24 protein-coding genes are annotated in these 18348 nt (G+C 64.2%); 12 read left to right on the forward strand and 12 right to left on the reverse strand.

Translation table 11 applies throughout. The features are described 5' to 3' along the window. Positions 1-28: 28 nt before the first annotated feature. The gene (gene ligD / locus AC1DQ3_RS09060; protein WP_477119853.1) at positions 29-2563 is read right to left on the reverse strand and encodes a DNA ligase D; all 2535 of its coding nucleotides are present in this window, start codon (positions 2561-2563) and stop codon (positions 29-31) included. 348 nt (positions 2564-2911) lie between these two features. Here ligD and AC1DQ3_RS09065 point away from each other — a divergent pair, with 348 nt between their 5' ends. After that, positions 2912-3106 (forward strand): hypothetical protein, encoded by a 195-nt coding sequence (locus AC1DQ3_RS09065; protein ID WP_477119854.1) that lies wholly within the window; start codon positions 2912-2914, stop codon positions 3104-3106. A 28-nt stretch (positions 3107-3134) separates the two neighbouring features. Here the strand turns inward: AC1DQ3_RS09065 and AC1DQ3_RS09070 are convergent, their stop codons facing one another. Further along, complete coding sequence (locus AC1DQ3_RS09070) at positions 3135-4013, reverse strand: lipid A biosynthesis lauroyl acyltransferase (RefSeq protein WP_477119855.1); 879 nt, start codon at positions 4011-4013, stop codon at positions 3135-3137. A gap of 225 nt (positions 4014-4238) precedes the next feature. Then, positions 4239-4478: a hypothetical protein gene (locus AC1DQ3_RS09075; RefSeq protein WP_477120029.1), complete on the reverse strand. Its 240-nt coding sequence runs from the start codon at positions 4476-4478 to the stop codon at positions 4239-4241. Between the two features lie 353 nt (positions 4479-4831). Here AC1DQ3_RS09075 and AC1DQ3_RS09080 point away from each other — a divergent pair, with 353 nt between their 5' ends. From AC1DQ3_RS09080 to AC1DQ3_RS09100, 5 genes are all read left to right on the forward strand, one after another. Further along, positions 4832-5035, forward strand: coding sequence for a cold-shock protein (locus tag AC1DQ3_RS09080; protein ID WP_006157950.1), 204 nt, complete (start codon positions 4832-4834; stop codon positions 5033-5035). A 98-nt stretch (positions 5036-5133) separates the two neighbouring features. After that, a complete protein-coding gene (locus tag AC1DQ3_RS09085; protein WP_477119856.1) occupies positions 5134-6009 on the forward strand; it encodes a trypsin-like peptidase domain-containing protein in 876 nt (291 codons plus the stop codon). Positions 6010-6069: 60 nt separating this feature from the next. Continuing rightward, positions 6070-6354 carry a hypothetical protein gene (locus tag AC1DQ3_RS09090; RefSeq protein ID WP_477119857.1) on the forward strand — a complete coding sequence of 95 codons (285 nt, stop codon included), beginning with the start codon at positions 6070-6072 and terminating at the stop codon, positions 6352-6354. Positions 6355-6674: 320 nt separating this feature from the next. Then, positions 6675-6959: a hypothetical protein gene (locus AC1DQ3_RS09095; RefSeq protein ID WP_477119858.1), complete on the forward strand. Its 285-nt coding sequence runs from the start codon at positions 6675-6677 to the stop codon at positions 6957-6959. A 120-nt stretch (positions 6960-7079) separates the two neighbouring features. Next, entirely contained in the window at positions 7080-7454 is a 375-nt protein-coding gene (locus AC1DQ3_RS09100; RefSeq protein WP_477119859.1) for a hypothetical protein, read from the forward strand. Between the two features lie 75 nt (positions 7455-7529). Here the strand turns inward: AC1DQ3_RS09100 and AC1DQ3_RS09105 are convergent, their stop codons facing one another. From AC1DQ3_RS09105 to AC1DQ3_RS09115, 3 genes are all read right to left on the reverse strand, one after another. Further along, the gene (locus AC1DQ3_RS09105; protein ID WP_477119860.1) at positions 7530-7784 is read right to left on the reverse strand and encodes a translation initiation factor 1; all 255 of its coding nucleotides are present in this window, start codon (positions 7782-7784) and stop codon (positions 7530-7532) included. A gap of 79 nt (positions 7785-7863) precedes the next feature. After that, entirely contained in the window at positions 7864-8085 is a 222-nt protein-coding gene (gene infA / locus AC1DQ3_RS09110; protein WP_477119861.1) for a translation initiation factor IF-1, read from the reverse strand. Positions 8086-8165: 80 nt separating this feature from the next. Further along, on the reverse strand, positions 8166-8405 hold the full coding sequence (locus AC1DQ3_RS09115) for an isochorismatase (RefSeq protein ID WP_477119862.1): 240 nt from the start codon (positions 8403-8405) through the stop codon (positions 8166-8168). Between the two features lie 530 nt (positions 8406-8935). On the opposite strand from AC1DQ3_RS09115, the gene AC1DQ3_RS09120 reads away from it, so the two are divergent. After that, on the forward strand, positions 8936-9136 hold the full coding sequence (locus tag AC1DQ3_RS09120) for a hypothetical protein (RefSeq protein ID WP_477119863.1): 201 nt from the start codon (positions 8936-8938) through the stop codon (positions 9134-9136). 19 nt (positions 9137-9155) lie between these two features. Here the strand turns inward: AC1DQ3_RS09120 and AC1DQ3_RS09125 are convergent, their stop codons facing one another. Continuing rightward, positions 9156-9398, reverse strand: a complete 243-nt coding sequence (locus AC1DQ3_RS09125) for a hypothetical protein (protein ID WP_477119864.1) — start codon at positions 9396-9398, stop codon at positions 9156-9158. 157 nt (positions 9399-9555) lie between these two features. Continuing rightward, positions 9556-9825 carry a GTP cyclohydrolase gene (locus tag AC1DQ3_RS09130; RefSeq protein WP_477119865.1) on the reverse strand — a complete coding sequence of 90 codons (270 nt, stop codon included), beginning with the start codon at positions 9823-9825 and terminating at the stop codon, positions 9556-9558. A gap of 255 nt (positions 9826-10080) precedes the next feature. Here AC1DQ3_RS09130 and AC1DQ3_RS09135 point away from each other — a divergent pair, with 255 nt between their 5' ends. Both AC1DQ3_RS09135 and AC1DQ3_RS09140 read left to right on the forward strand, forming a co-directional pair. After that, the gene (locus AC1DQ3_RS09135) at positions 10081-10218 is read left to right on the forward strand and encodes a hypothetical protein (protein WP_006157962.1); all 138 of its coding nucleotides are present in this window, start codon (positions 10081-10083) and stop codon (positions 10216-10218) included. A gap of 177 nt (positions 10219-10395) precedes the next feature. Continuing rightward, on the forward strand, positions 10396-10620 hold the full coding sequence (locus AC1DQ3_RS09140; RefSeq protein WP_477119866.1) for a hypothetical protein: 225 nt from the start codon (positions 10396-10398) through the stop codon (positions 10618-10620). A 349-nt stretch (positions 10621-10969) separates the two neighbouring features. Here the strand turns inward: AC1DQ3_RS09140 and AC1DQ3_RS09145 are convergent, their stop codons facing one another. From AC1DQ3_RS09145 to AC1DQ3_RS09160, 4 genes are all read right to left on the reverse strand, one after another. Then, positions 10970-12472, reverse strand: coding sequence for a tripartite tricarboxylate transporter permease (locus AC1DQ3_RS09145; RefSeq protein WP_477119867.1), 1503 nt, complete (start codon positions 12470-12472; stop codon positions 10970-10972). A gap of 385 nt (positions 12473-12857) precedes the next feature. Further along, the gene (locus AC1DQ3_RS09150) at positions 12858-13142 is read right to left on the reverse strand and encodes a pentapeptide MXKDX repeat protein (protein WP_477119868.1); all 285 of its coding nucleotides are present in this window, start codon (positions 13140-13142) and stop codon (positions 12858-12860) included. A gap of 61 nt (positions 13143-13203) precedes the next feature. Continuing rightward, positions 13204-13977 (reverse strand): molybdopterin-dependent oxidoreductase, encoded by a 774-nt coding sequence (locus AC1DQ3_RS09155; protein WP_477119869.1) that lies wholly within the window; start codon positions 13975-13977, stop codon positions 13204-13206. A 56-nt stretch (positions 13978-14033) separates the two neighbouring features. After that, complete coding sequence (locus tag AC1DQ3_RS09160; protein WP_477119870.1) at positions 14034-14672, reverse strand: cytochrome b/b6 domain-containing protein; 639 nt, start codon at positions 14670-14672, stop codon at positions 14034-14036. Positions 14673-15010: 338 nt separating this feature from the next. Between AC1DQ3_RS09160 and hisN the strand changes: the two genes are divergently transcribed. From hisN to AC1DQ3_RS09175, 3 genes are all read left to right on the forward strand, one after another. Next, positions 15011-15802, forward strand: a complete 792-nt coding sequence (gene hisN / locus AC1DQ3_RS09165) for a histidinol-phosphatase (protein WP_477119871.1) — start codon at positions 15011-15013, stop codon at positions 15800-15802. A gap of 116 nt (positions 15803-15918) precedes the next feature. After that, on the forward strand, positions 15919-17172 hold the full coding sequence (locus tag AC1DQ3_RS09170; RefSeq protein WP_477119872.1) for an Hsp70 family protein: 1254 nt from the start codon (positions 15919-15921) through the stop codon (positions 17170-17172). A 114-nt stretch (positions 17173-17286) separates the two neighbouring features. Continuing rightward, complete coding sequence (locus AC1DQ3_RS09175; protein WP_477119873.1) at positions 17287-18306, forward strand: transporter; 1020 nt, start codon at positions 17287-17289, stop codon at positions 18304-18306. Positions 18307-18348 lie beyond the last annotated feature (42 nt).

Consider the following 18348-nt stretch of genomic DNA (forward strand, 5'->3'; position numbering starts at 1 on the left):
GGCCTGCCGTTTTGCCTGGCAGGCACGCTCAGGGCATCATCAGCTTGATGGCCCTGGTAAGCGTTTGCCTGGTGGTCTCGTAGCCGGCCCAGGGGTCCTCGCGCTGCGCGCCAATGCGCTCGTGCAGATTGGTGACGGTCCACTGCGCGCCGGACTCGATGCTGTCCAGTTCCTCCCAGGCCAGCGGCACGGAAACGCCAAGCCCCGGACGCGCCCGCGCGGAAAAGGCGGCAACCGTGGTCGCGCCGAAACCATTGCGCAGGTAGTCGATATAGATCTTGCCGACACGATTGCGCGGCCCGCTCCTGGCCACGAAGCGTTGCGGGACAATGCTGGCCATATGCAACACCAATTGCCTGGCGAATGCCTTGACCGCCTCCCAGTCGTGACGCGGCGAGCCCGGCACTACCACGTGCAGGCCCTTGCCGCCGCTGGTCTTCAGGAAGCTGCGCAGTTCCAGTTCGTCCAGCACGGTCTTCAGCATGGCGGCGCCCTCGCGCACGTGGTCCCACGGCACGCCTTCACCCGGGTCCAGGTCGAAGACCACCCGGTCCGGCCTGGCAAGCGCGTGCTTGTTGGCATTCCATGTATGGATCTCGATCACGTTGAACCGGGCTGCAGCGACGATGCCCGCTTCCGTGGCAATTTCCAGCAAAGGGGGATGCCCGGGCCATAGCGCGGGATCGAGCGTGTTGATGCCGGGCATGCGCAGGGTATCCCCGTGCTTCTGGAAGAACAGTTCGCCGCCGATACCGCTGGGTCCGCGCACCAGTGCCACGGGCCGTCCGCGCAGATGCGGCAGCAGCAGCGGGGCGATGGCCTCATAGTAGGCCACGAGGTCGCCCTTGGTCAGGCCGGTCGAGTCATCGATGACGCGATCCGCATGGCTGATGCGCACGCCCGGCGTGGCGGCAGCGGTCTTTGGCTTTGCCTTGGCCGTCTTCCTGGCAGGGGCCACGGGGTCGCCCTTGCCGTCCGCGCCGGCCTGCGCCGCGCGTTCCACCGAAATCGCGCTGGCCGGCTTGTCGGTGCGCAGGCCATGGAACACCGCATGGCGCACCCGGCCTTCCTGCGTCCAGCTGCCGAAGGAGACCTCGGCCACGAGTCCTGGCTTCACCCAATGCGCCGGCATCTTGCCAGTCGGCTTGGCTGTGGCTGCGGAATCCAGCGGCGAGGCGTCCTGCCGCAGGGCAGCAAGCTTGCGCGCCAGGGTGGACAAGGTATCCGTATCGAAGCCGGTCCCGACCTTGCCGGCATAGCGCAACCGCCCGCGCTCGTCGTGCACGCCAAGCAGCAAGGCGCCGATGCCCTGGCGGGAGCCGGCGGGATCGGTATAGCCGACCACCACGAATTCCTGGCGCTGCGTGCATTTCAGCTTGATCCAGGTGCGTGAGCGCGCGGACACGTAGGGCGCGTCCGCTCGTTTGCCGATCACGCCTTCGAGCTGGAGCTTGCGGACGGCCGGCAGCAACGCGCCGGCGCCGGCCTCGAAGCTCTCGCTGAAACGCAGGCGATCGGATGGCCTGTCTGCCAGCAGGCGGCGCAACATGTCCCTGCGCGCGGACAGAGGCACCTTGCGCAGGTCGAAGCCGTTGCAATACGGCAGGTCGAACAGGAAATACCGGACCTCGTCGACTTGTGCGCTGTCGAATGCATGCTGCAATGCCTGGAAATCGGTCCTGCCTTGTTGGTCGGCAATCACGATTTCGCCGTCGAGCCAGCCGGACCGCAGGCCCAGTCCTGCGATGGCCCGCGCCAGTGCGCGCAGCTTGCTGGTCCAGTCGTGGCCGTTGCGTGTGAACAGGCGGACCGCCTTGCCATCGACGCGCGCCAGCAAGCGATAGCCGTCGAACTTGATCTCATACAACCATTCGCCGTCGGCAGCCGGGGCCTTGTCGACCAGGGTTGCCAGTTGCGGCGCCAGCGTGAGAGGCAGGGCTGCCGCTTTGGCGGCGGGTGGCATATCGTCGGCGCCGCCGCTTGCGGCAGGCTTCGCGCGTGCTTTCCGTTTGCCGGACAGCACGCTGTCAGGCAATGCCCGGGTGATGTCGAATGAGGAAGCCGCCCTCGCGGCCTCGTCACGCTCCTTGATCAGCAGCCAGGCTGGCTTGGCCGCATCCTCGTCGGGCTTCGCGCGCATGCGCACCAGCGTCCAGTGCCCGTGCAGTTTTTCTCCCTGCAGGGCAAACTTGAGCTTGCCTTCCCGGTAGCCCGCATGCGGGTCGCCGGTGGGTACCCAGGTGCCGCGATCCCACACGATGACCGTGCCGGCACCATATTGTCCGGCGGGGATCACGCCCTCGAAGGATCCATAATCGAGTGGATGGTCCTCGACCTGCACCGCCATGCGCTTGTCGATCGGGTCCAGGCTTGGCCCCTTGGGTACCGCCCAGCTTTTCAGCGTCCCATCCAGCTCCAGGCGAAAGTCGTAGTGCAGGCGCCGGGCTGCGTGTTTCTGCACCACGAAGGATAGTTTGGCGGCAGGCCGGGCCTTTGCACCGCTGGGCTCGCTGGTGACGCTGAAGTCGCGTTTCCGACGGTATTTTTCCAATGAACCTGGCATCTTGTGCACCTTGGAACGCAAGACAGCGATGGCGCGCGGGGGCGGCGTGCCGGAGCGGCTGCCAGCGAGGCTGTGCGCAATGCGTGGTGGAAATCATGTCCGGCAGTTCCAGACGATGATAGCCAAGGGGATGAATCCTGGATGGATTGCAACACGCTGCTGGAACAGAAACGCCGCCCGCGCGAACTGCCTTCAATGCACTGATCGTCCTGTCCGCCCGGAGAGGCGGACGGAGGTGGCTTCCCGCGGCGGCTGGCCGGAATCCGGCAGGGTGCTACCATTCGCGCTGTTTGCTGGCCTGGGCATCGTGCCCGGGCGGCGTGGTTCGACTTTTGCAGGGGAATCCGGATGGATCCGACAGTAGTGATCAGCACCTTCGAGCGCATTGCCAATGACGAGACCGTCGAGCTATCGGTGGACGACGCCGTGGCTGGCCTGGCCGCGCTGCTCGCCAGCGAGACGTTTTCCGATGCGGCGCGGGCGCTGCTGGAAAAAGTGGGCGCCACGCTGTATCGCGTGGGCCTGGACGGCTACGAAGACTAAAAGCAAACGGCGGGGTCGCCGCGCGGTCTCAATAGACTGGCGCCTCGCCTTCCGGGCGGTGCTTGAAGCGGCGATGCACCCAATAGTATTGCTCCGGCATGGCGCGGACCTGCTTTTCCAGGAACGCGTTCATGCGTAGCGCGTCGGCCTTCTCGTCGCCGGAGGGATAGCCCGCCAACGCATCGAATATCTTCAGCTTGTAGCCGCGGTAGCCGGGCAGGACTGACGTCGTGAACGGCACGACGCGCGCGCCACTGAGGGCCGCGAGCCGGGATACGGAGGTCAGCGTGCAGGCCTGGACGTTGAAGAACGGCACGAATACCGAGTCCCGCAAACCGAAATCCATGTCCGCTGCGAGCATCAGCGGCGTGCCGGACTTGAGCGCCCGCAACGCCTGCCGCACGCTGCCGTTGCGCGGGATCATCTCGGTGCCGAACCTGCCGCGCTGCTGCCTGGCCAGATGTTCCAGCAAGGGGTTCGACATCTTGGAGTAGAGCGAGGCCACCGGGTGCCTGGTCGAGTAGAACACGCAGCCGGCCTCGATCGCCACGAAATGGAACCCCAGGAAAATGGTCGGGCCCGCATCGGCATTGCCGAGTTCGATCGCGGAGTCCAGTTCGACCAGGTCGTTCAGCTTGCCGGCGTCGCCGTACCATTGCACGCCGCGCTCCAGATAGCTTCGGATCACATGGCTGAAATGCGCCTCGCCCAGCGCATGCCGATGCGCCTCGCTCTTGTCTGGAAAGCACAGGCGCAGATTGGTCTGCACGATGCTGCGGCGCCGGCTCGGAATGCGATAGAGAAGGGCGCCGAGGCGCATGCCCACGCGTGCGCACACCCCGTAGGGCAGGGTGGCGAGCAAACGCAGCAAGCTGATGGTAAAGAAAAGTCCGATGCGCTGGATCATCCCGGTCCTGAAAGTTCGCCGCGATGCGTGCTGCGCGCCGCCGCGTGGTTTGCGCGGGCCTGCGGCACGGTCTTACGGGAAGACGCGGCAATGCGTGGTGTGGGCCAGCGAGGGCAGTGTGCCGACGAGGATGGGAACGGCACCGCCGGGCCGTAGCGGGGCCTGGCGTCTTGATGGATTTGCGCTATGGCGCCGCGTTGCAGAGGATGCTGGCGCCGGGCTGAGTTACTGTTGCTCCGGAACCAGCTCTTCTTGCGGGGCGAGTTGCCAGCCTTGGGTATCGGCATTCTTCTCGTCGCGGTAGATCCAGCCGGTGGCGCATGCCTGGCATACGAAGGTGCTGACAGTGATCGCCGGACGGCGTGGCACCTTGATGCGCTGTGTGTCGGTGATCCTGAGCATGGCGTGGCCGGGCGAACCGCCGCGGTTGGCTTCGATGGCGAGGCAGGCTGGGCAAGGCGACATGCGAAATCCGGCGGCGGTCAGGGTGGTGACTGTAGCACGTTCACATGGCCGAAAACCGCCGGGTCCCGTCTGGCGCTTGTCCGCGTCCGTAAGCGTAAACACCAGGTTTGAGACCGACTTCGCGTGAATTTCCGCCCGCCCGCCATTCATGACGCACTTTCCTTGCCGCCAAGTTGACATGCCTCTCCCAGGCCTGTATAAATGTTGGTGCAGGATCTTTCAAGCGGTTACTCAGATGTTATGGATCGTCCCCTCCAAGCGGCGGTTCGTTTGCTCCATGTTCCTTCCTTGATCGTCATGCCTGGTGAGCATCAGGCTCATTCAGAACTTTTAAGGTTTAAAGGATATCCAGCATGGAAACCGGTACCGTCAAGTGGTTCAACGACTCCAAGGGTTTTGGCTTCATCACCCCTGACGCAGGCGGCAACGACCTGTTCGCGCATTTCTCGGAAATTCAAGGCGGCGGTTTCAAGTCGCTGCAAGAAGGCCAGAAAGTGCGCTACGTCGCCGGCGTTGGCCAAAAGGGCCCCGCAGCGACCAAGATCGAGCCGATCTAATCGAGCCGATTCGAATCGCATAGAAAAAGCCCCGCCTAGCGGGGCTTTTTTTTCGGCTGGAGATCATCGGAGCGCCTGCGCGCCAAATCATCATGCCTATGGTCGAACCCATTCTGCTCGCCGCCGTCCGCATCTCCTCCTTCGACGGCCAGCAACCGCTCACCAACGCCAGCGGTTTTTTCTTCGAGCGCGACGGGCGGCTCTTCGTAGTGACCAGCCGCCATGTGGTGTTCGACGAGCCGAGCAAGCATCACCCCGACCGCATCGAGATCGAACTGCATAGCCAGCCGGAAAACATGGCCGGCTCGATCGGTTTTTCGATTCCGCTGTATCGCAATGGCCTTGCGGTCTGGCGGGAGGGCGAGGATGGTGGCGGCCCTGTCGATGTCGCCGTGGTGGAGCTCGAGCGCAAGGCGTTGCCGCCCAAGCTCGTCTACAGGGCTTTCACGCAGGAGCACCTGCAGCAGCCTTCGGATCGCGTCGAAGTTGGCGATTCGCTGTTGATCGTGGGATTTCCGCTGGGTTTTCACGATGCGCTTCATCACTTGCCGGTGGCGCGCCAGGCAGTGATTGCGTCCGCCTATGGCTTGCGTTTCCAGGGTCAGGGTTTTTTCCTCACGGATGCCAGGACGCATCGCGGCACGAGCGGTGCAATGGTGGTCTCGCGCATGCGTGATGGCCGGGGTGACAAGCTCGAACTGCCGTGGATGCTGCTGGGTATTCACTCCGCCCGCTTCGACGTGGGCTCGCGCGACCTCGCGGAGGATGAGGTGCTCGGACTGAACTCGGCCTGGTATGCGGACATGCTGCTGACACTGACCGGGCCGGCGAAGGCGGCGCCGGCCAGTGCGGCTCCGGGCGCGGCCACTCCCGCTCCCCTTGCCTCCACGCCACGTACGGCTTCCGCTGCATCCGCCGGGCCGCCTGCCCCGGTGGCGCCCTCACCGCCCTCGCCTCCCGCGCGCTCAAAATAAAGGTAATGATGCGGCTCCTATAGGAGTAGAGTGGGGCTCAATGGAACTGCGGAGTGCATCATGGACGCCAGTCCGATTGCCAGCTACAAAGGGTTCGACTTATACCCCCTCGTGTTCAAGCATGCGGTGGTGCGCAACTGGCCTGAGCGCCGGCCCGACAGGACCTTCGATGCCGCTGTCGTGATCTGCCGCGAAGGCGGTGAGCCGGAGGGCGAGCAGGCCCGTACGTTCCGCCTGGACACTGTGCCCTGGGACAATATCGGTGCCGCGCGCCGTGGCGTGGTTCGATACGCCGAGGACATCATCAACGGTGCCATCCCCGGGCAGTCTGTCGTATCGCTCTGACACCCGTCGCGATATGCGAAGCGTCCCTGGTTCGCCAGGACACTTGAAATCGAGGTGGCGCACGAAGTCGCAGAACACGAGCACTGCCGACCAGCGCGCCTTATATCAACTGCAACGCAGCCCCGACCGGTTCCTGCGCGCACGCCTTGGTGTCCATTGCAAGCAGGACAGGCCAGGGAGAGCGATCGCGATTGTAGTCGATCGCCAGAAGGCTCCCCTGGCTTGCCCCGCGTGGCCGCGCAATGGGTCCCGGCATTGTCTAGCGCGTGCGAATACGTGCGAGGCCAGCGGCGGCGGCATACCGCCGCCTGGAGCACTACATGAACAATACGCCTTCCGCCAGCTACAAGGGATTCGACCTCTATCCGCTGGTGTACAAGATTCAACCCGCGCAATCGTGGCCCAGGACCAAACCTGACCGCAGCTTCAATGCGTCCGTGGTTATTTGCCGCGAGGGGCATCGGCCCGGCAGCGAACGCACGCGTGTGTTTCGCCTGGAGAGCACACCGTGGGAGAATATCGGCACGGCGCGCAGGGGTGCCGTGAAATTCGGTGAAGATATTATCAACGGGCTGATTCCCGGGGAGTCGGTGACCACGCTTTAAGGGTCACGCCGGAAATACCGCGGTGCTGCTGCGTGGCGTTGCCCCGTGCGATGCCTGTGCCGCCGGTCCGCCTGTCAAATCCTGCCGCGCGCATCGCGCCGGCCCGAGAGCGTATCCGTCATGAACAAGGTTGCCACACCATCCAACTTCCTCTGCACCCTACCGGGGCAAGGCAAAGGCATTGCTTACCACGTGGCCGTCAGCTTTCTGGACTCCAGTCATCCGACAGGCGTGCGCTTCACCAGTTTCGTGGGTGACGGCAGGCGTTCATTCGGGGTTCAGGCCAATGAGGCAGCTTTGACCGGCACGGTGGCCGACAGCTTCGAGGCTTTGTGCCGGCTGGCGATCGGGCAAGCGATTCGTGACAATCTGTATGACAAGGCCGGCGAAGGGGACTTCGTGCTGGACCTGGGGGCGGAACCCTGGGAGGGCGAATTGCGCCCGGTTGGCTCTCGCGTCGGCACCAGCGTGCCACGGATGCGTTTTCCCGGCTGAGCCGGCGCTTTCCGCGGCGAGGGCAAGGGCGCGCGGAGTGCCCCGGCACAGTGCAATCGGTGTTTGACCCGGCGCTTAGACGCCGAACGCCGGACTGCCGAAGCGTGACAGCAGCGTTTCGATCAATGCCATGTCTTCCGTGCGCGGCGTCCTGTCTTCCGTGGCGCGCGACGGGCCGCAGTAGGTGGCGGTCACATGCCTGCGTACGGTAAGCACTTCATCGGCCGGGCGCTCCACCGTGACTTCGGGACCTGGCAGGTGGCGGTAGCTTCCGCCTACCCATCCGCCCGGCGTCAGGTGCATCTCTTCCCATTCTTCGCTGATCGACATGATTCTTCCTTTCGTAAGAGGGTTGGGAGGAGCCGCGTGTCAACGGTTTGACGGCGCGGCAGCGTGTCTGGCCTCGGGATCAGTACTTGTGGCGGTAGTTGATGCGGCCCTTGGTCAGGTCGTAGGGCGACATTTCCAGCGTGACGCGGTCGCCGGCCAGGATACGGATGCGATTCTTCTTCAGGCGGCCGGACGAGTATGCCCATACCTGGAAACCATTTTCCAGGACGACGCGGAAACGGTTGTCCGGCAGGACTTCCGATACTTGTCCACCAAATTCCACCAGTTCTTCTTTAGCCAAGGATGATCCTTTTGCAGCAAGCGCTGCTGCACAGTAGGTTGAAACGCATGCGGGTTGCTTTTTAGCGGCAGGCCTGAGGCCTATTGCAGGCCCATGCCCGCGGCGGCATGCTCGGCCACGCGCCGGGCGGCCTGTTTGGCCTGGGCTTCGGTGTCATGCGTGGCATGGCGCATCGAAACGTTGGCGACGATGCATTCGGAGCCGTTCTTGTATTCGGCGATCAGGTAGGTCGCAAACCACACGCCTGGTTCTTGCTGGATTGGGTACACCGACACGGTGTACGGATTGCTGCGAATGCTGCTGTTGATGCTCTGATTCAAAGTGCTGCCCTATTGCGGGCGGACGATCCGAGGCAACGTTGAGCGCATCTCATGGTGCGCCGCGTGCTCTCTTGGGGCGATCGGTCGCCGTGATTGAGTTGCCAGCCGCGTCAGTCCCTGCGCGGTTGCGCGAGGCGGGTGGCTGGTGATGAGTGGACCGTGCTTGCGCAGGCTGATGCGCCAGGTACATGCGCACAGGTTGCGGAGCGGACATGCCGCCGGGTCGGGAGGGTGACGGGCGGTTGTCGCCCGGAACGAATCGGGTGTACGCCCGACAGGCCGCCGTTAATGTTCTGATGATGTACGGCGACCGGCACGCTTGCGCCGACGAGTGGGAGGTCGGCTAACGGCCAAGACCGGCGATGATACCATTTTCCGCCAGTCGGCGCTCGCGGGCGGTTTTGGGGGTACGATAGGCAAGGCGTTGCGCGTGGCGCCGCTTGCGGCACTTCCGCAGCCAGGCGCCACCAATCGTATCCAGGGATGCCGGTGCCAGGTGCTGCGCAGGCCACAACAACGCGAGGTGGACGATGGCGGAGAGTTTTTTCTATAAGGGGCACTACGTCAACTTCGAGTTGACGCAGCGCACCTTTGGGCAATGGCACTGGACCTACACGCTGGACACGCACGGCCACTTTGAACACCAGGGCGACGCGTTTGGCTCGCGCGAGCTGGCCATGGCCGATGCCAAGGAGAACGCCAAGGCACGGATTGAGCGACTGGTCGATTAGTGTCCTGGCGCCCGTCAACTTATTTCCCTTCGTGGGGAATGTTGTATTGCTCGCGCAGCGCGATCGTGAACGGCTGGATCTTTTCCAGGCAGGCCGCGCTGTCGCAGCCTTCCATGGTCGAGAGATCCCAGTTGCAGCCGCCCGCATCCGGCGCATGCCAGCACACGTCGCCAAAGCAGGCATCGTTGCATTCCGTCCATTTTTGCTGCTCGGCACGGATCATCGCGCGCAGCTCCGCCTTGTTCTTGATTTGTCTTTCCATGGTCGTCTCCTGCTTTTTCGTGGGGAAGTCTTGCTGGACGTGGCTGCGGCCGGACCGGTCAGGGCGGCTGCGCGATGGACTGCAATTCCGGGCGAATCAAGGGCACCGCGTTTGGAGCGCGCGGGCATCGGACGGGAGAAACAAGCGCGGGGCGGGATTATTTGCGCTTGACGAAGGTGGACATATCGTCGATGACGGTCCTGGCATAGGACACAGCCAGGTCGATGGCATCGTGCGGTGTCTGCGCGAAATGCTGGAGCAGCGGGGGCACCAGCCTGAGCGAGCCACTGTCGCCGCTGACCTGGGTGATGGTCACTGTTGCGAGAAATCTCGCCCGCGCGAGTTCAGCATTGGGACTGTCGTCGAGCGAGCGACGCACATTGGCCGAAACCTTGAACCCCTTGTAGATCGCATGATTTTGAGACATGTTGATCTCCTTTCTCCAACGAGGATACGCTGTTTGCCTGGTGGTGTCCGATTTACTTATTTGCATAATGGATGCGCCTCCGCTATTGCGCGGATACCTGGATACCCAGGAAGCCTGTCCAATCCCCAATGGTGATTGGCAGCGTTGGGAAACCGACCGCGGTGCGCGTGATAATTCCCTGAACGCATGAGTAAGCGGGTATGCTGGATCTGCCGCCTGGCAAGCAATACAGCAACTCAATCATGGAGCATCACCATGGCCAAAGGTCAACTACGCGGCAATCGCGAAACCAAGAAACCCAAGCAACCCAAGAAACCTGTCGCGCCAGCGGCGCCGTTCGGTGCCGTCCAGTCGCGCGTCGGCAATGATGGGGCAGCAGGCAAGAAGAAGTAATTGAAGCGGGTTTGAAGCGAAGCGTCAGGCCGGACCGAGCGATTCTGCCGTCTGCAGGAATCGCGTGCTGCCGCTATGCGCGTGCGCCCCTCCAATGCCTGGCGTCGCCCCGATGAGGCAACGTTCGCGCGTTGCGCGGGGCGTTCGATACACCGGGAGTGCAAGATGAGGCGTGACATGTCCTTCGCGGACCGCGTGCTGTCAGCATTGCGGTCCGACAGCCAGGCGATGATGACGGATCTTCAACTCGCCAAGGCGCTGGGAAATGCCGAGGCATCCAAGCTCAGCCACCATTTGCTGCTGCTTCAGGATGCTGGCCTGGTGGCCAAGACCGCTACCTCCGGATGGCGCCTGACCTGGGCCGGCCACGATCGCGCGGAAGCGCTCAGTGCGACGGCATAGTATCGACACGGCCGGCCAGCAGGCCGGCACAAGCGCCACTCACACGGCAAGACAGAAAAGCCCGTAGCCATCCCGGCACGAGCCTGAACCCGCTATTTCTTGTCGGCGGGTTGCTCGGTTTGCGGATCGAACTGGCCGGGCTGGGAGGTCCGGCGTTTTTCGCCGGGTTGCTGCAAGCGTGTCTTCCAGCGGGTTGACGGCGCTTTTTGTTGACCAGGCTGCCTGGGACAATAGTTCATTAGGTACCCCCTTCGGTGTCCGTCAGTGCCGGACCGGCACGTCCCAAGTGTAGGATCGTGCCGGTGCTTTCCCTAGCACTGTTACCGATCAGGCGCCTCCCGGCGCGGCGTCACTCCTCCTGGAACGCTTCTTCGCGCTTGGCCTTGATCGACGGCAGGGCCACGACGCAGACCAGCGCCGCGGCCGCGATCAGCAGGCCGAGCGACAGCGGACGGGTCACGAACACGGTGAACTGGCCGCGCGACAGCAATAGCGCCCGGCGGAAATTTTCCTCCATCATCGGTCCCAGCACGAAGCCCAGCAGCAGCGGCGCCGGCTCGCACTTGAGCTTGATGAACAGGTAGCCGATGACACCGAAGCCCGCCGCGGTAAAGACGTCGAAGGTCTGGTTATTGACCGAGTACACGCCGATGCAGCAGAACACCAGGATGGCCGGGTACAGGAAGCGGTAGGGCACCTGCAGCAGTTTGACCCAGATCCCGATCAGCGGCAGGTTCAGGATGATCAGCATCAGGTTGCCGATCCACATCGAGGCGATCAGGCCCCAGAACAGCGCGGGGTTGCTGGTCATGACCTGCGGGCCCGGCTGGATGTTGTGGATGGTCATTGCGCCCACCATCAGCGCCATCACGGCGTTGGGCGGAATGCCCAGCGTCAGCAGCGGGATGAAGGAGGTCTGCGCAGCGGCGTTGTTGGCCGATTCCGGACCGGCCACGCCTTCGATGGCGCCCTTGCCGAACTCATGCGCGTACTTCGAGGTCTTCTTTTCCAGCGAGTAGGCTGCAAAAGAAGCCAGCGCGGCGCCGCCGCCGGGCAGGATGCCAAGAATCGAGCCGAGCGCGGTACCGCGCAGCACCGCCGGTGCCATGCGCTTGAAGTCCGCCTTGGAAGGCCACAGGTTGGTGACGTGATCGGTGAAGGTCTCGCGGGCTTCCTTCTGTTCCAGGTTCGCGATGATTTCCGCGAAACCGAACATCCCCATGGCCAGCGCGACAAAGTCGACGCCATCGGTCAGTTCAGGCACATCGAAGGAGAAGCGCGCGGCACCGGAGTTCACGTCGGTGCCGACCAGGCCTAGCAGCAGGCCCAGCACGATCATGCCGACCGCTTTGGGCAGCGAGCCCGAAGCCAGCACCACCGCGCCGATCAGGCCCAGGCACATCAGCGAGAAGTATTCGGCGGGACCGAACTTGAAGGCCAGCTCCGACAGCGGCGTGGCGAACGCGGCCAGGATCAGGGTTGCCACGCAGCCGGCGAAGAACGAACCCAGGCCGGCGGTGGCCAGCGCCACCCCCGCGCGTCCCCGCCGCGCCATCTGGTAACCGTCGATGGTGGTCACCACCGACGACGATTCACCCGGCAGGTTGACCAGGATGGCGGTGGTGGAGCCACCGTACTGGGCGCCGTAGTAGATACCGGCCAGCATGATCAGCGCTGCCACCGGGGGCAGCGTGTAGGTCACCGGCAGCAGCATGGCGATGGTGGCCAGGGGTCCGATGCCGGGCAGCACGCCGATCAGCGTACCCAGCACGCAGCCGAGAAAGCAATATCCAACGTTTTGCAGTGTCAGCGCCGTGGAAAACCCAAGGGCCAGGTGTTCGAATAATTCCATGAGCTGTCTCCCTCGCCTGCGGTGAAACCCGGCTGTTGCATCTGCCGGAACGGCGGACACCGCGGGCCAGGCCGCGCACGCTATGTTTTATGAATATGCGCGCGAACAGGCGGAAGCGGGCGCGGCTACCCGCCATGCTGGCTTCCACCACAGATCGTCATCGACAGCGGGCGCAAGCGCTCAGACGCGCCCCAATGGCTTACCAAGCACAGTAGGCGGGTGTGCTTTCATCCGGCTTTCAACGGCAGCCGCGTCGGGTATGTCCCGATACACCCGCAAGTGGCGCCGGAGGTTCCCCGCGCCGGAAACGCCGACGCCCCGTGCGAATGACGGGGCGTCGTCACATTGCCTGCCCCATCAGCCGGCAGGCAAGCAGGGGCGATCCTTACTGCTTCATCGTGTCCTTGCCCATCGAGTCCTTGCTCATCGAGTCCTTGCCCATGGAATCCTTGCCCTTGCTCATGGAATCGTGGCTCATCTTGTCGTGGCTCTTCTTTGCCTTGTCCTTGCCCATCGTGTCTTTGCTCATGGAGTCCTTGCCCATGGTGTCCTTTGCCATGCTGTCGTTGGCCATGGGCGCGGCGTCCTTTTTCATGGTGTCCTGGGCAAAGGCGTGACCTGCGAACAACATGGTGGTCGAGAGCAGTGCGGTTGCGAGCAGTTTGTTCATTGAGTTCTCCTTGGGTTGTTGACCATGCAGGCCGGCACCATGCCGACCGATTTCAAGCGGATCAGGATCCGCCGAACCAGTTGTATCCCTGGTCTTCCCAGTAACCGCCGGGATACGTGTTAGTGACATACAGCGCCATGATGTGCTTGGGGTTCTTGTAGCCAAGCTTGGTCGGCATGCGCAGTTTCATGGGAAAGCCGTACTTGGGCGGCAGCGTTTCCCCGTCGTACGTAAAGGTCAGCTGCGTCTGCGGGTGCAGCGCGGTGGGCATGTCGATGCTGGTGAAGTAGTCGTCGGCGCAGCGAAAGCCCACATACTTCGCGCTGGTGTCGGCACCCACGCGATGCAGGAACTCGGAGAAGGGCGTGCCGCCCCACTTGCCGATGGCGCTCCAGCCTTCCACGCAGATATGGCGCGTGACCTGCGAGGTCTGCGGCAGCGCGTAGAGCTCGTCGAGCGTCCAGGACGCCTTGCGTGCCACCAGGCCGCTCACCTCCAGGCGGAAATCCTTGGCATCGACCTCGGGCACCTCGTCTTCGCCGTAGAAGGCATTGAACGGGAACGGCCGTGTCATGAGGGATTCGTCATAGGTAGGCGCGAGCCGGCTGGGGTCGAACAGCCAGCCTTGCACGCGATCGTTGAAGCGCGATACCGCGGTAAGGAAGCGCTCCACCGAGGTATCGTCGGTCAGGCTGCAGCCGGTCAGCATCGATAGCCCGCCCAGCGTGATGGCGCGCTTGGCGAACAGGCGGCGCGAAGGCATATCGAGTTCGCGCACGGCATCGCGCAGGATCAGGTGGTGGTCTAGCGTGACGATGGCTTTGCGTTTGTTCATGGCGATTCTCCGCGGGGCGGGCTGATGGCTTTTCCGGATTCGGGGCGGGCGGGCGTTCAGCGGCCGCGCAGCATAATCAGCAAGGTGCGCGGTACCAGCGCCACCATGGCCACATGCACGAGGGTGAACAGCACGATGGCGCTCATGCACACGAAATGGACCCAGCGCGCGGCGTCATAGCCGCCCATCAGTTCGCGCAGCAGCGGGAACTGCACCGACTTCCAGATCGCCAGGCCGGAGACCACCGTGAGCACGATGACCAGCACCACGCCGAGATACATGGCCTTCTGGGCCGCGTTGTATTCGGCCAGGTCCGGGTGCGCCAGCTTGCCGCGCAGCGCCGCGGCCACGTCGCGCAACGCCCCGGATACCGACAACGGCAGGAAACGGCGGCGGAAGCGTCCGGTAATGGCGTTCATCAGCAGGTAGAACAAGCCGTTGGCGACCAGCAGCCACATGGCGGCGAAGTGCCACTGCAGCGCACCGCCCAGCCAGCCCCCCAGCGTGATCTCCTTGGGGAAGTGCAGGCCGAACAGCGGCGATGCGTTATAGATGCGCCAGCCGCTCATCACCATGATGATCACGGCGATGACGTTGAGCCAGTGCGTCACGCGGACCCAGGCCGGCTGGATGGTGGCCGACGCACGTCCGTGGCGGCCGGGTGCGGGCCGCGATAACTGGGAAGCAGTATCCACCGTCGTTCTCCAAGGGTTCTGCGGGGCAGCGCGTGCCGATGCAGCGGTTTATGTGCCTTTGTCGACGCTGGCGGCACAACCTTACACGCGGGGCAAAGATTATTTCTGGCACGCGAGCGCGTCGGCAATGGGTAACCCCAAAGTCACTCAGCTGGCTCGGCGAAGGGAGGAACGGATTGTCGGGGAACGCGTGGGCGGCTACCCACTCTTCACAGTAGCACCGTGCTGGCGGGAACCCAAAGGCAATCCTTGCCTGGCAGCCCCGGCCCGGGACGGCCGGGCGCGGGCCGCTACAATATCCGCCACCCAGCCCCCACCCACGTACCCAGGATCCCCGCATGCCACTGACCGCCGAGCAGCTTATCGAATACATGGACTTCGCGGCAGGTCTCGCGCAGGCGGCCGGCAACGCCAGCCTGCCGTACTTCCGTAGCGCACCGGCGGTCGGGGACAAGGGCGGCCGGCATTTCGATCCGGTCACCGACGCCGACAAGGCCGCCGAGCGCGCCATGCGCGACCTGATCCGGGCACGGTATCCGGATCACGGCATCCTGGGCGAGGAAGAAGACCGCGTGGTCGGCAGTTCGCCGCTGACCTGGGTGCTCGATCCCATCGATGGCACGCGCGCCTTTATCACCGGCCTGCCGCTGTGGGGTACGCTGATCGCCCTGAACGACGGCCAGCGCCCGGTGCTCGGCATCATGGACCAGCCGTTCACGCGCGAGCGCTTCAGCGGCGATGGCCGGCAGGCCTGGCTCAACGGCCAGCCCCTGCGCACGCGGCCGTGCGCGGACCTGGCGCAAGCCAAGGTCATGTGCACCACGCCGGAGATGTTCGACGATGCGGCGCAGTTCGCCGCGTTCCGCCGCGTGGCGGATGCCGCCAGGATGCAGCGCTATGGGGGCGATTGCTACGCGTATTGCATGGTGGCCGCGGGCCATGTGGATGCCGTGGTCGAAGCCGGCCTGCAAGCCTATGACGTGCAGGCCCTGATTCCCATCGTGGAGGGCGCCGGCGGCATCATGACCAGCTGGACCGGAGGCGATGCGCAGCAGGGCGGTGCGGTGGTGGCCTGCGGCGACCGGCAACTGCACCAGCAGATACTGGCGTTGCTGAATGCGCCTGTTTGAGCACTCCGTTGGGGCCGGGCGGGCGCCGGGCTTGCTATCATGCTGGCCGCAGCGTCCGGCGCGGGAAAGCCAGCCTGGCCCGGACTTAACCATGCAGCAGGGAAGAAACCAGAAACATGATGTCAAACGCATGCGGCCTCGATTTCGGCACGTCCAACTCCACGGTGGGTTGGTGCCGGCCGGGACAACCCACGTTGTTGCCGCTGGAGGATGGCAAGCTCACGCTGCCTTCGGTGATCTTCTTCCATTCGGAGGATCCGCTGGTCAGCTATGGCCGGGCCGCGCTTGGCGATTACCTGGCGGGCTATGAAGGCCGGTTGATGCGCTCGCTGAAGAGCCTGCTGGGCACTTCGATGATGGAAGACAGCACCGAAGTCATGGGCCAGGCCATGCCGTTTCGCAAGCTGCTGTCGCATTTCATCGGCGAACTCAAGCAGCGCGCGGAAGACTCGGCCGGCGCGGCCTTCGACAAGGTCGTGATGGGCCGCCCAGTGTTCTTCATCGACGAAGACCCGAAGGCCGACCAGCTTGCCGAGCAGACGCTGCGCGAGATTGCGGCGGATGCCGGCTTCAGGGACATCGAGTTCCAGTACGAGCCGATCGCCGCCGCCTTCGACTACGAAGCCACGATCTCCCGCGAGGAACTGGTGCTGGTGGCCGACATCGGCGGCGGCACGTCCGACTTCTCGCTGGTCCGCCTGTCGCCCGAGCGGGCCGGCAAGACCGACCGGCGCGGCGATATCCTGGCCAACGGCGGCGTGCACATCGGCGGCACGGATTTCGACAAGAGCCTCAGCCTGGCGAGCGTGATGCCGTTCCTGGGGCTGGGCAGCGAACTGCGCAACGGCAAGGCGATGCCTTCCGGGCAGTATTTCGACCTGGCCAGCTGGCATACCATCAATCTGGTGTACACGCGCAAGGCGTGGTCGCACGTGATGGACAACTATCGCGACGCGGCCGACAAGGTCAAGCTCGACCGCCTGATCAGCCTGATCAAGCAGCGCGCCGGCCACTGGCTCGCGATCCAGGTGGAAGCGGCCAAGATCGCCTTGTCGGCCGAGTCCGAGACGCAGCTGGACCTGGGCCGCATCGCGCCGGGGGAAACCATGGCGATCAGCCGCGCCGGTTTCGACCAGTCCATCGGCAAGCTGGTCGGCAAGACCGAGCAGACCGTGCAGGGCTTGTTGCGCGATGCGGGGGTGCAGGCGGACGGGATCGATACCGTGCTCTTCACCGGCGGCTCCAGCAGCGTGCCCTTGCTGCGCGAGCGGCTGTCCGAACTGATCCCTGGCGCCCGGCGTATCGAAGGCGATCTGTTCGGCGGCATTGGCTCCGGCCTGGCGCTGGATGCGCGCCGCAAGTTCGGCTAGAGGCATGCCGCCTTTGCCTGGCGGTTAGTGATCGAAGGCCGGCCCGTGCGCCTGCCTTCATGCCGTCATGCTAATGTGCCGTTTTCGCGAAACGCGTCTTCAGAGAGGCACCACATGCATGCGGGTATCGTCGAAGCCAGCTACGGCTCCGATCCGGTAGGCCTGGTCAGCGGCTTCCGCTTCCTGCCCGGCGAGCCGGGCCAGTCCATCGATTCCGCCGCCGCGGCCGCGTGGCTCAAGCAGCCCCCGCAGGGCGACGAGTTTCTCTGGTTGCACTTCAACCTGTCGCACAGCGCATGCGAGCGCTGGCTCAAGAACCAGCTCGACCTGCCCGAGGGATTTTTCGAAGCGCTGCGCGAAGGCTCGCGTTCCACCCGCATCGAGCGGCTCGATGTGGCGCTCCTTGCCGTGGTCAACGACGTGATCTACAACTTCGGCGTGAACTCCACCGATATTTCCACGCTGTGGGCCTGTGCCGACCGCCGCATCCTGGTGACGGCGCGCATGAAGCCCTTGCGCTCCGTCGACCAGCTGCGCGCCTCGGTGCGGCAAGGCGAATTGTTCCACACGCCGCTGGCCTTGCTGGTGCACTTGCTGCGCGACCAGGCCGATGTGCTGGTGCGCATCGTGCGCGAGACCAGCGGCACCGTGGACCAGATCGAAGACCGGCTGCTCTCGCAACGCCTGCACGGCAACCGCGCCGAACTCGGCTCGATGCGCCGCGGCCTGGTGCGGCTGCAGCGGCTGCTCGCGCCCGAGCCCGGCGCGCTGTTCCGCCTGCTCAACCGGCCGCCGCCCTGGATGCAGGAACAGGATATCCAGGACCTGCGCCACTCCACCGAAGAGTTCTCGCTGGTGCTCAACGACCTGACGGCACTGGTCGAGCGCATCAAGCTGCTGCAGGAAGAAATCGCTGCCAAGCTCAACGAGCAGACCAACCGCACGTTGTTCACGCTGACGCTGGTCACCGTGCTGGCGCTGCCGATCAATATCGTGGCCGGCTTCTTCGGCATGAACGTGGGCGGCATCCCGCTGGCCGACCATCCGCACGGCTTCTGGGTGCTGGTGGTGCTCGTGGCCAGCTTCACGGTGCTGGCCGGCCGCTGGGCATTCCGCAAACAGGGAGATTATTGAAAATCCTGGCGAAGGGCTTCATTCGGGCGTCACTTAGGCGAC

This window comes from Cupriavidus sp. 01T418 (assembly GCF_056398885.1).

What these genes read in the sequence shown, in the direction of transcription:
- ligD (WP_477119853.1), bottom strand. Translation starts at nt 2,563, where the DNA reads ATGCCAGGTTCATTGGAAAAATACCGTCGGAAACGCGACTTCAGCGTC.
- AC1DQ3_RS09065 (WP_477119854.1), top strand. Translation starts at nt 2,912, where the DNA reads ATGGATCCGACAGTAGTGATCAGCACCTTCGAGCGCATTGCCAATGAC.
- AC1DQ3_RS09070 (WP_477119855.1), bottom strand. Translation starts at nt 4,013, where the DNA reads ATGATCCAGCGCATCGGACTTTTCTTTACCATCAGCTTGCTGCGTTTG.
- AC1DQ3_RS09075 (WP_477120029.1), bottom strand. Translation starts at nt 4,478, where the DNA reads ATGTCGCCTTGCCCAGCCTGCCTCGCCATCGAAGCCAACCGCGGCGGT.
- AC1DQ3_RS09080 (WP_006157950.1), top strand. Translation starts at nt 4,832, where the DNA reads ATGGAAACCGGTACCGTCAAGTGGTTCAACGACTCCAAGGGTTTTGGC.
- AC1DQ3_RS09085 (WP_477119856.1), top strand. Translation starts at nt 5,134, where the DNA reads ATGGTCGAACCCATTCTGCTCGCCGCCGTCCGCATCTCCTCCTTCGAC.
- AC1DQ3_RS09090 (WP_477119857.1), top strand. Translation starts at nt 6,070, where the DNA reads ATGGACGCCAGTCCGATTGCCAGCTACAAAGGGTTCGACTTATACCCC.
- AC1DQ3_RS09095 (WP_477119858.1), top strand. Translation starts at nt 6,675, where the DNA reads ATGAACAATACGCCTTCCGCCAGCTACAAGGGATTCGACCTCTATCCG.
- AC1DQ3_RS09100 (WP_477119859.1), top strand. Translation starts at nt 7,080, where the DNA reads ATGAACAAGGTTGCCACACCATCCAACTTCCTCTGCACCCTACCGGGG.
- AC1DQ3_RS09105 (WP_477119860.1), bottom strand. Translation starts at nt 7,784, where the DNA reads ATGTCGATCAGCGAAGAATGGGAAGAGATGCACCTGACGCCGGGCGGA.
- AC1DQ3_RS09120 (WP_477119863.1), top strand. Translation starts at nt 8,936, where the DNA reads ATGGCGGAGAGTTTTTTCTATAAGGGGCACTACGTCAACTTCGAGTTG.
- AC1DQ3_RS09125 (WP_477119864.1), bottom strand. Translation starts at nt 9,398, where the DNA reads ATGGAAAGACAAATCAAGAACAAGGCGGAGCTGCGCGCGATGATCCGT.
- AC1DQ3_RS09130 (WP_477119865.1), bottom strand. Translation starts at nt 9,825, where the DNA reads ATGTCTCAAAATCATGCGATCTACAAGGGGTTCAAGGTTTCGGCCAAT.
- AC1DQ3_RS09135 (WP_006157962.1), top strand. Translation starts at nt 10,081, where the DNA reads ATGGCCAAAGGTCAACTACGCGGCAATCGCGAAACCAAGAAACCCAAG.
- AC1DQ3_RS09140 (WP_477119866.1), top strand. Translation starts at nt 10,396, where the DNA reads ATGTCCTTCGCGGACCGCGTGCTGTCAGCATTGCGGTCCGACAGCCAG.
- AC1DQ3_RS09145 (WP_477119867.1), bottom strand. Translation starts at nt 12,472, where the DNA reads ATGGAATTATTCGAACACCTGGCCCTTGGGTTTTCCACGGCGCTGACA.
- AC1DQ3_RS09150 (WP_477119868.1), bottom strand. Translation starts at nt 13,142, where the DNA reads ATGAACAAACTGCTCGCAACCGCACTGCTCTCGACCACCATGTTGTTC.
- AC1DQ3_RS09155 (WP_477119869.1), bottom strand. Translation starts at nt 13,977, where the DNA reads ATGAACAAACGCAAAGCCATCGTCACGCTAGACCACCACCTGATCCTG.
- hisN (WP_477119871.1), top strand. Translation starts at nt 15,011, where the DNA reads ATGCCACTGACCGCCGAGCAGCTTATCGAATACATGGACTTCGCGGCA.
- AC1DQ3_RS09170 (WP_477119872.1), top strand. Translation starts at nt 15,919, where the DNA reads ATGATGTCAAACGCATGCGGCCTCGATTTCGGCACGTCCAACTCCACG.
- AC1DQ3_RS09175 (WP_477119873.1), top strand. Translation starts at nt 17,287, where the DNA reads ATGCATGCGGGTATCGTCGAAGCCAGCTACGGCTCCGATCCGGTAGGC.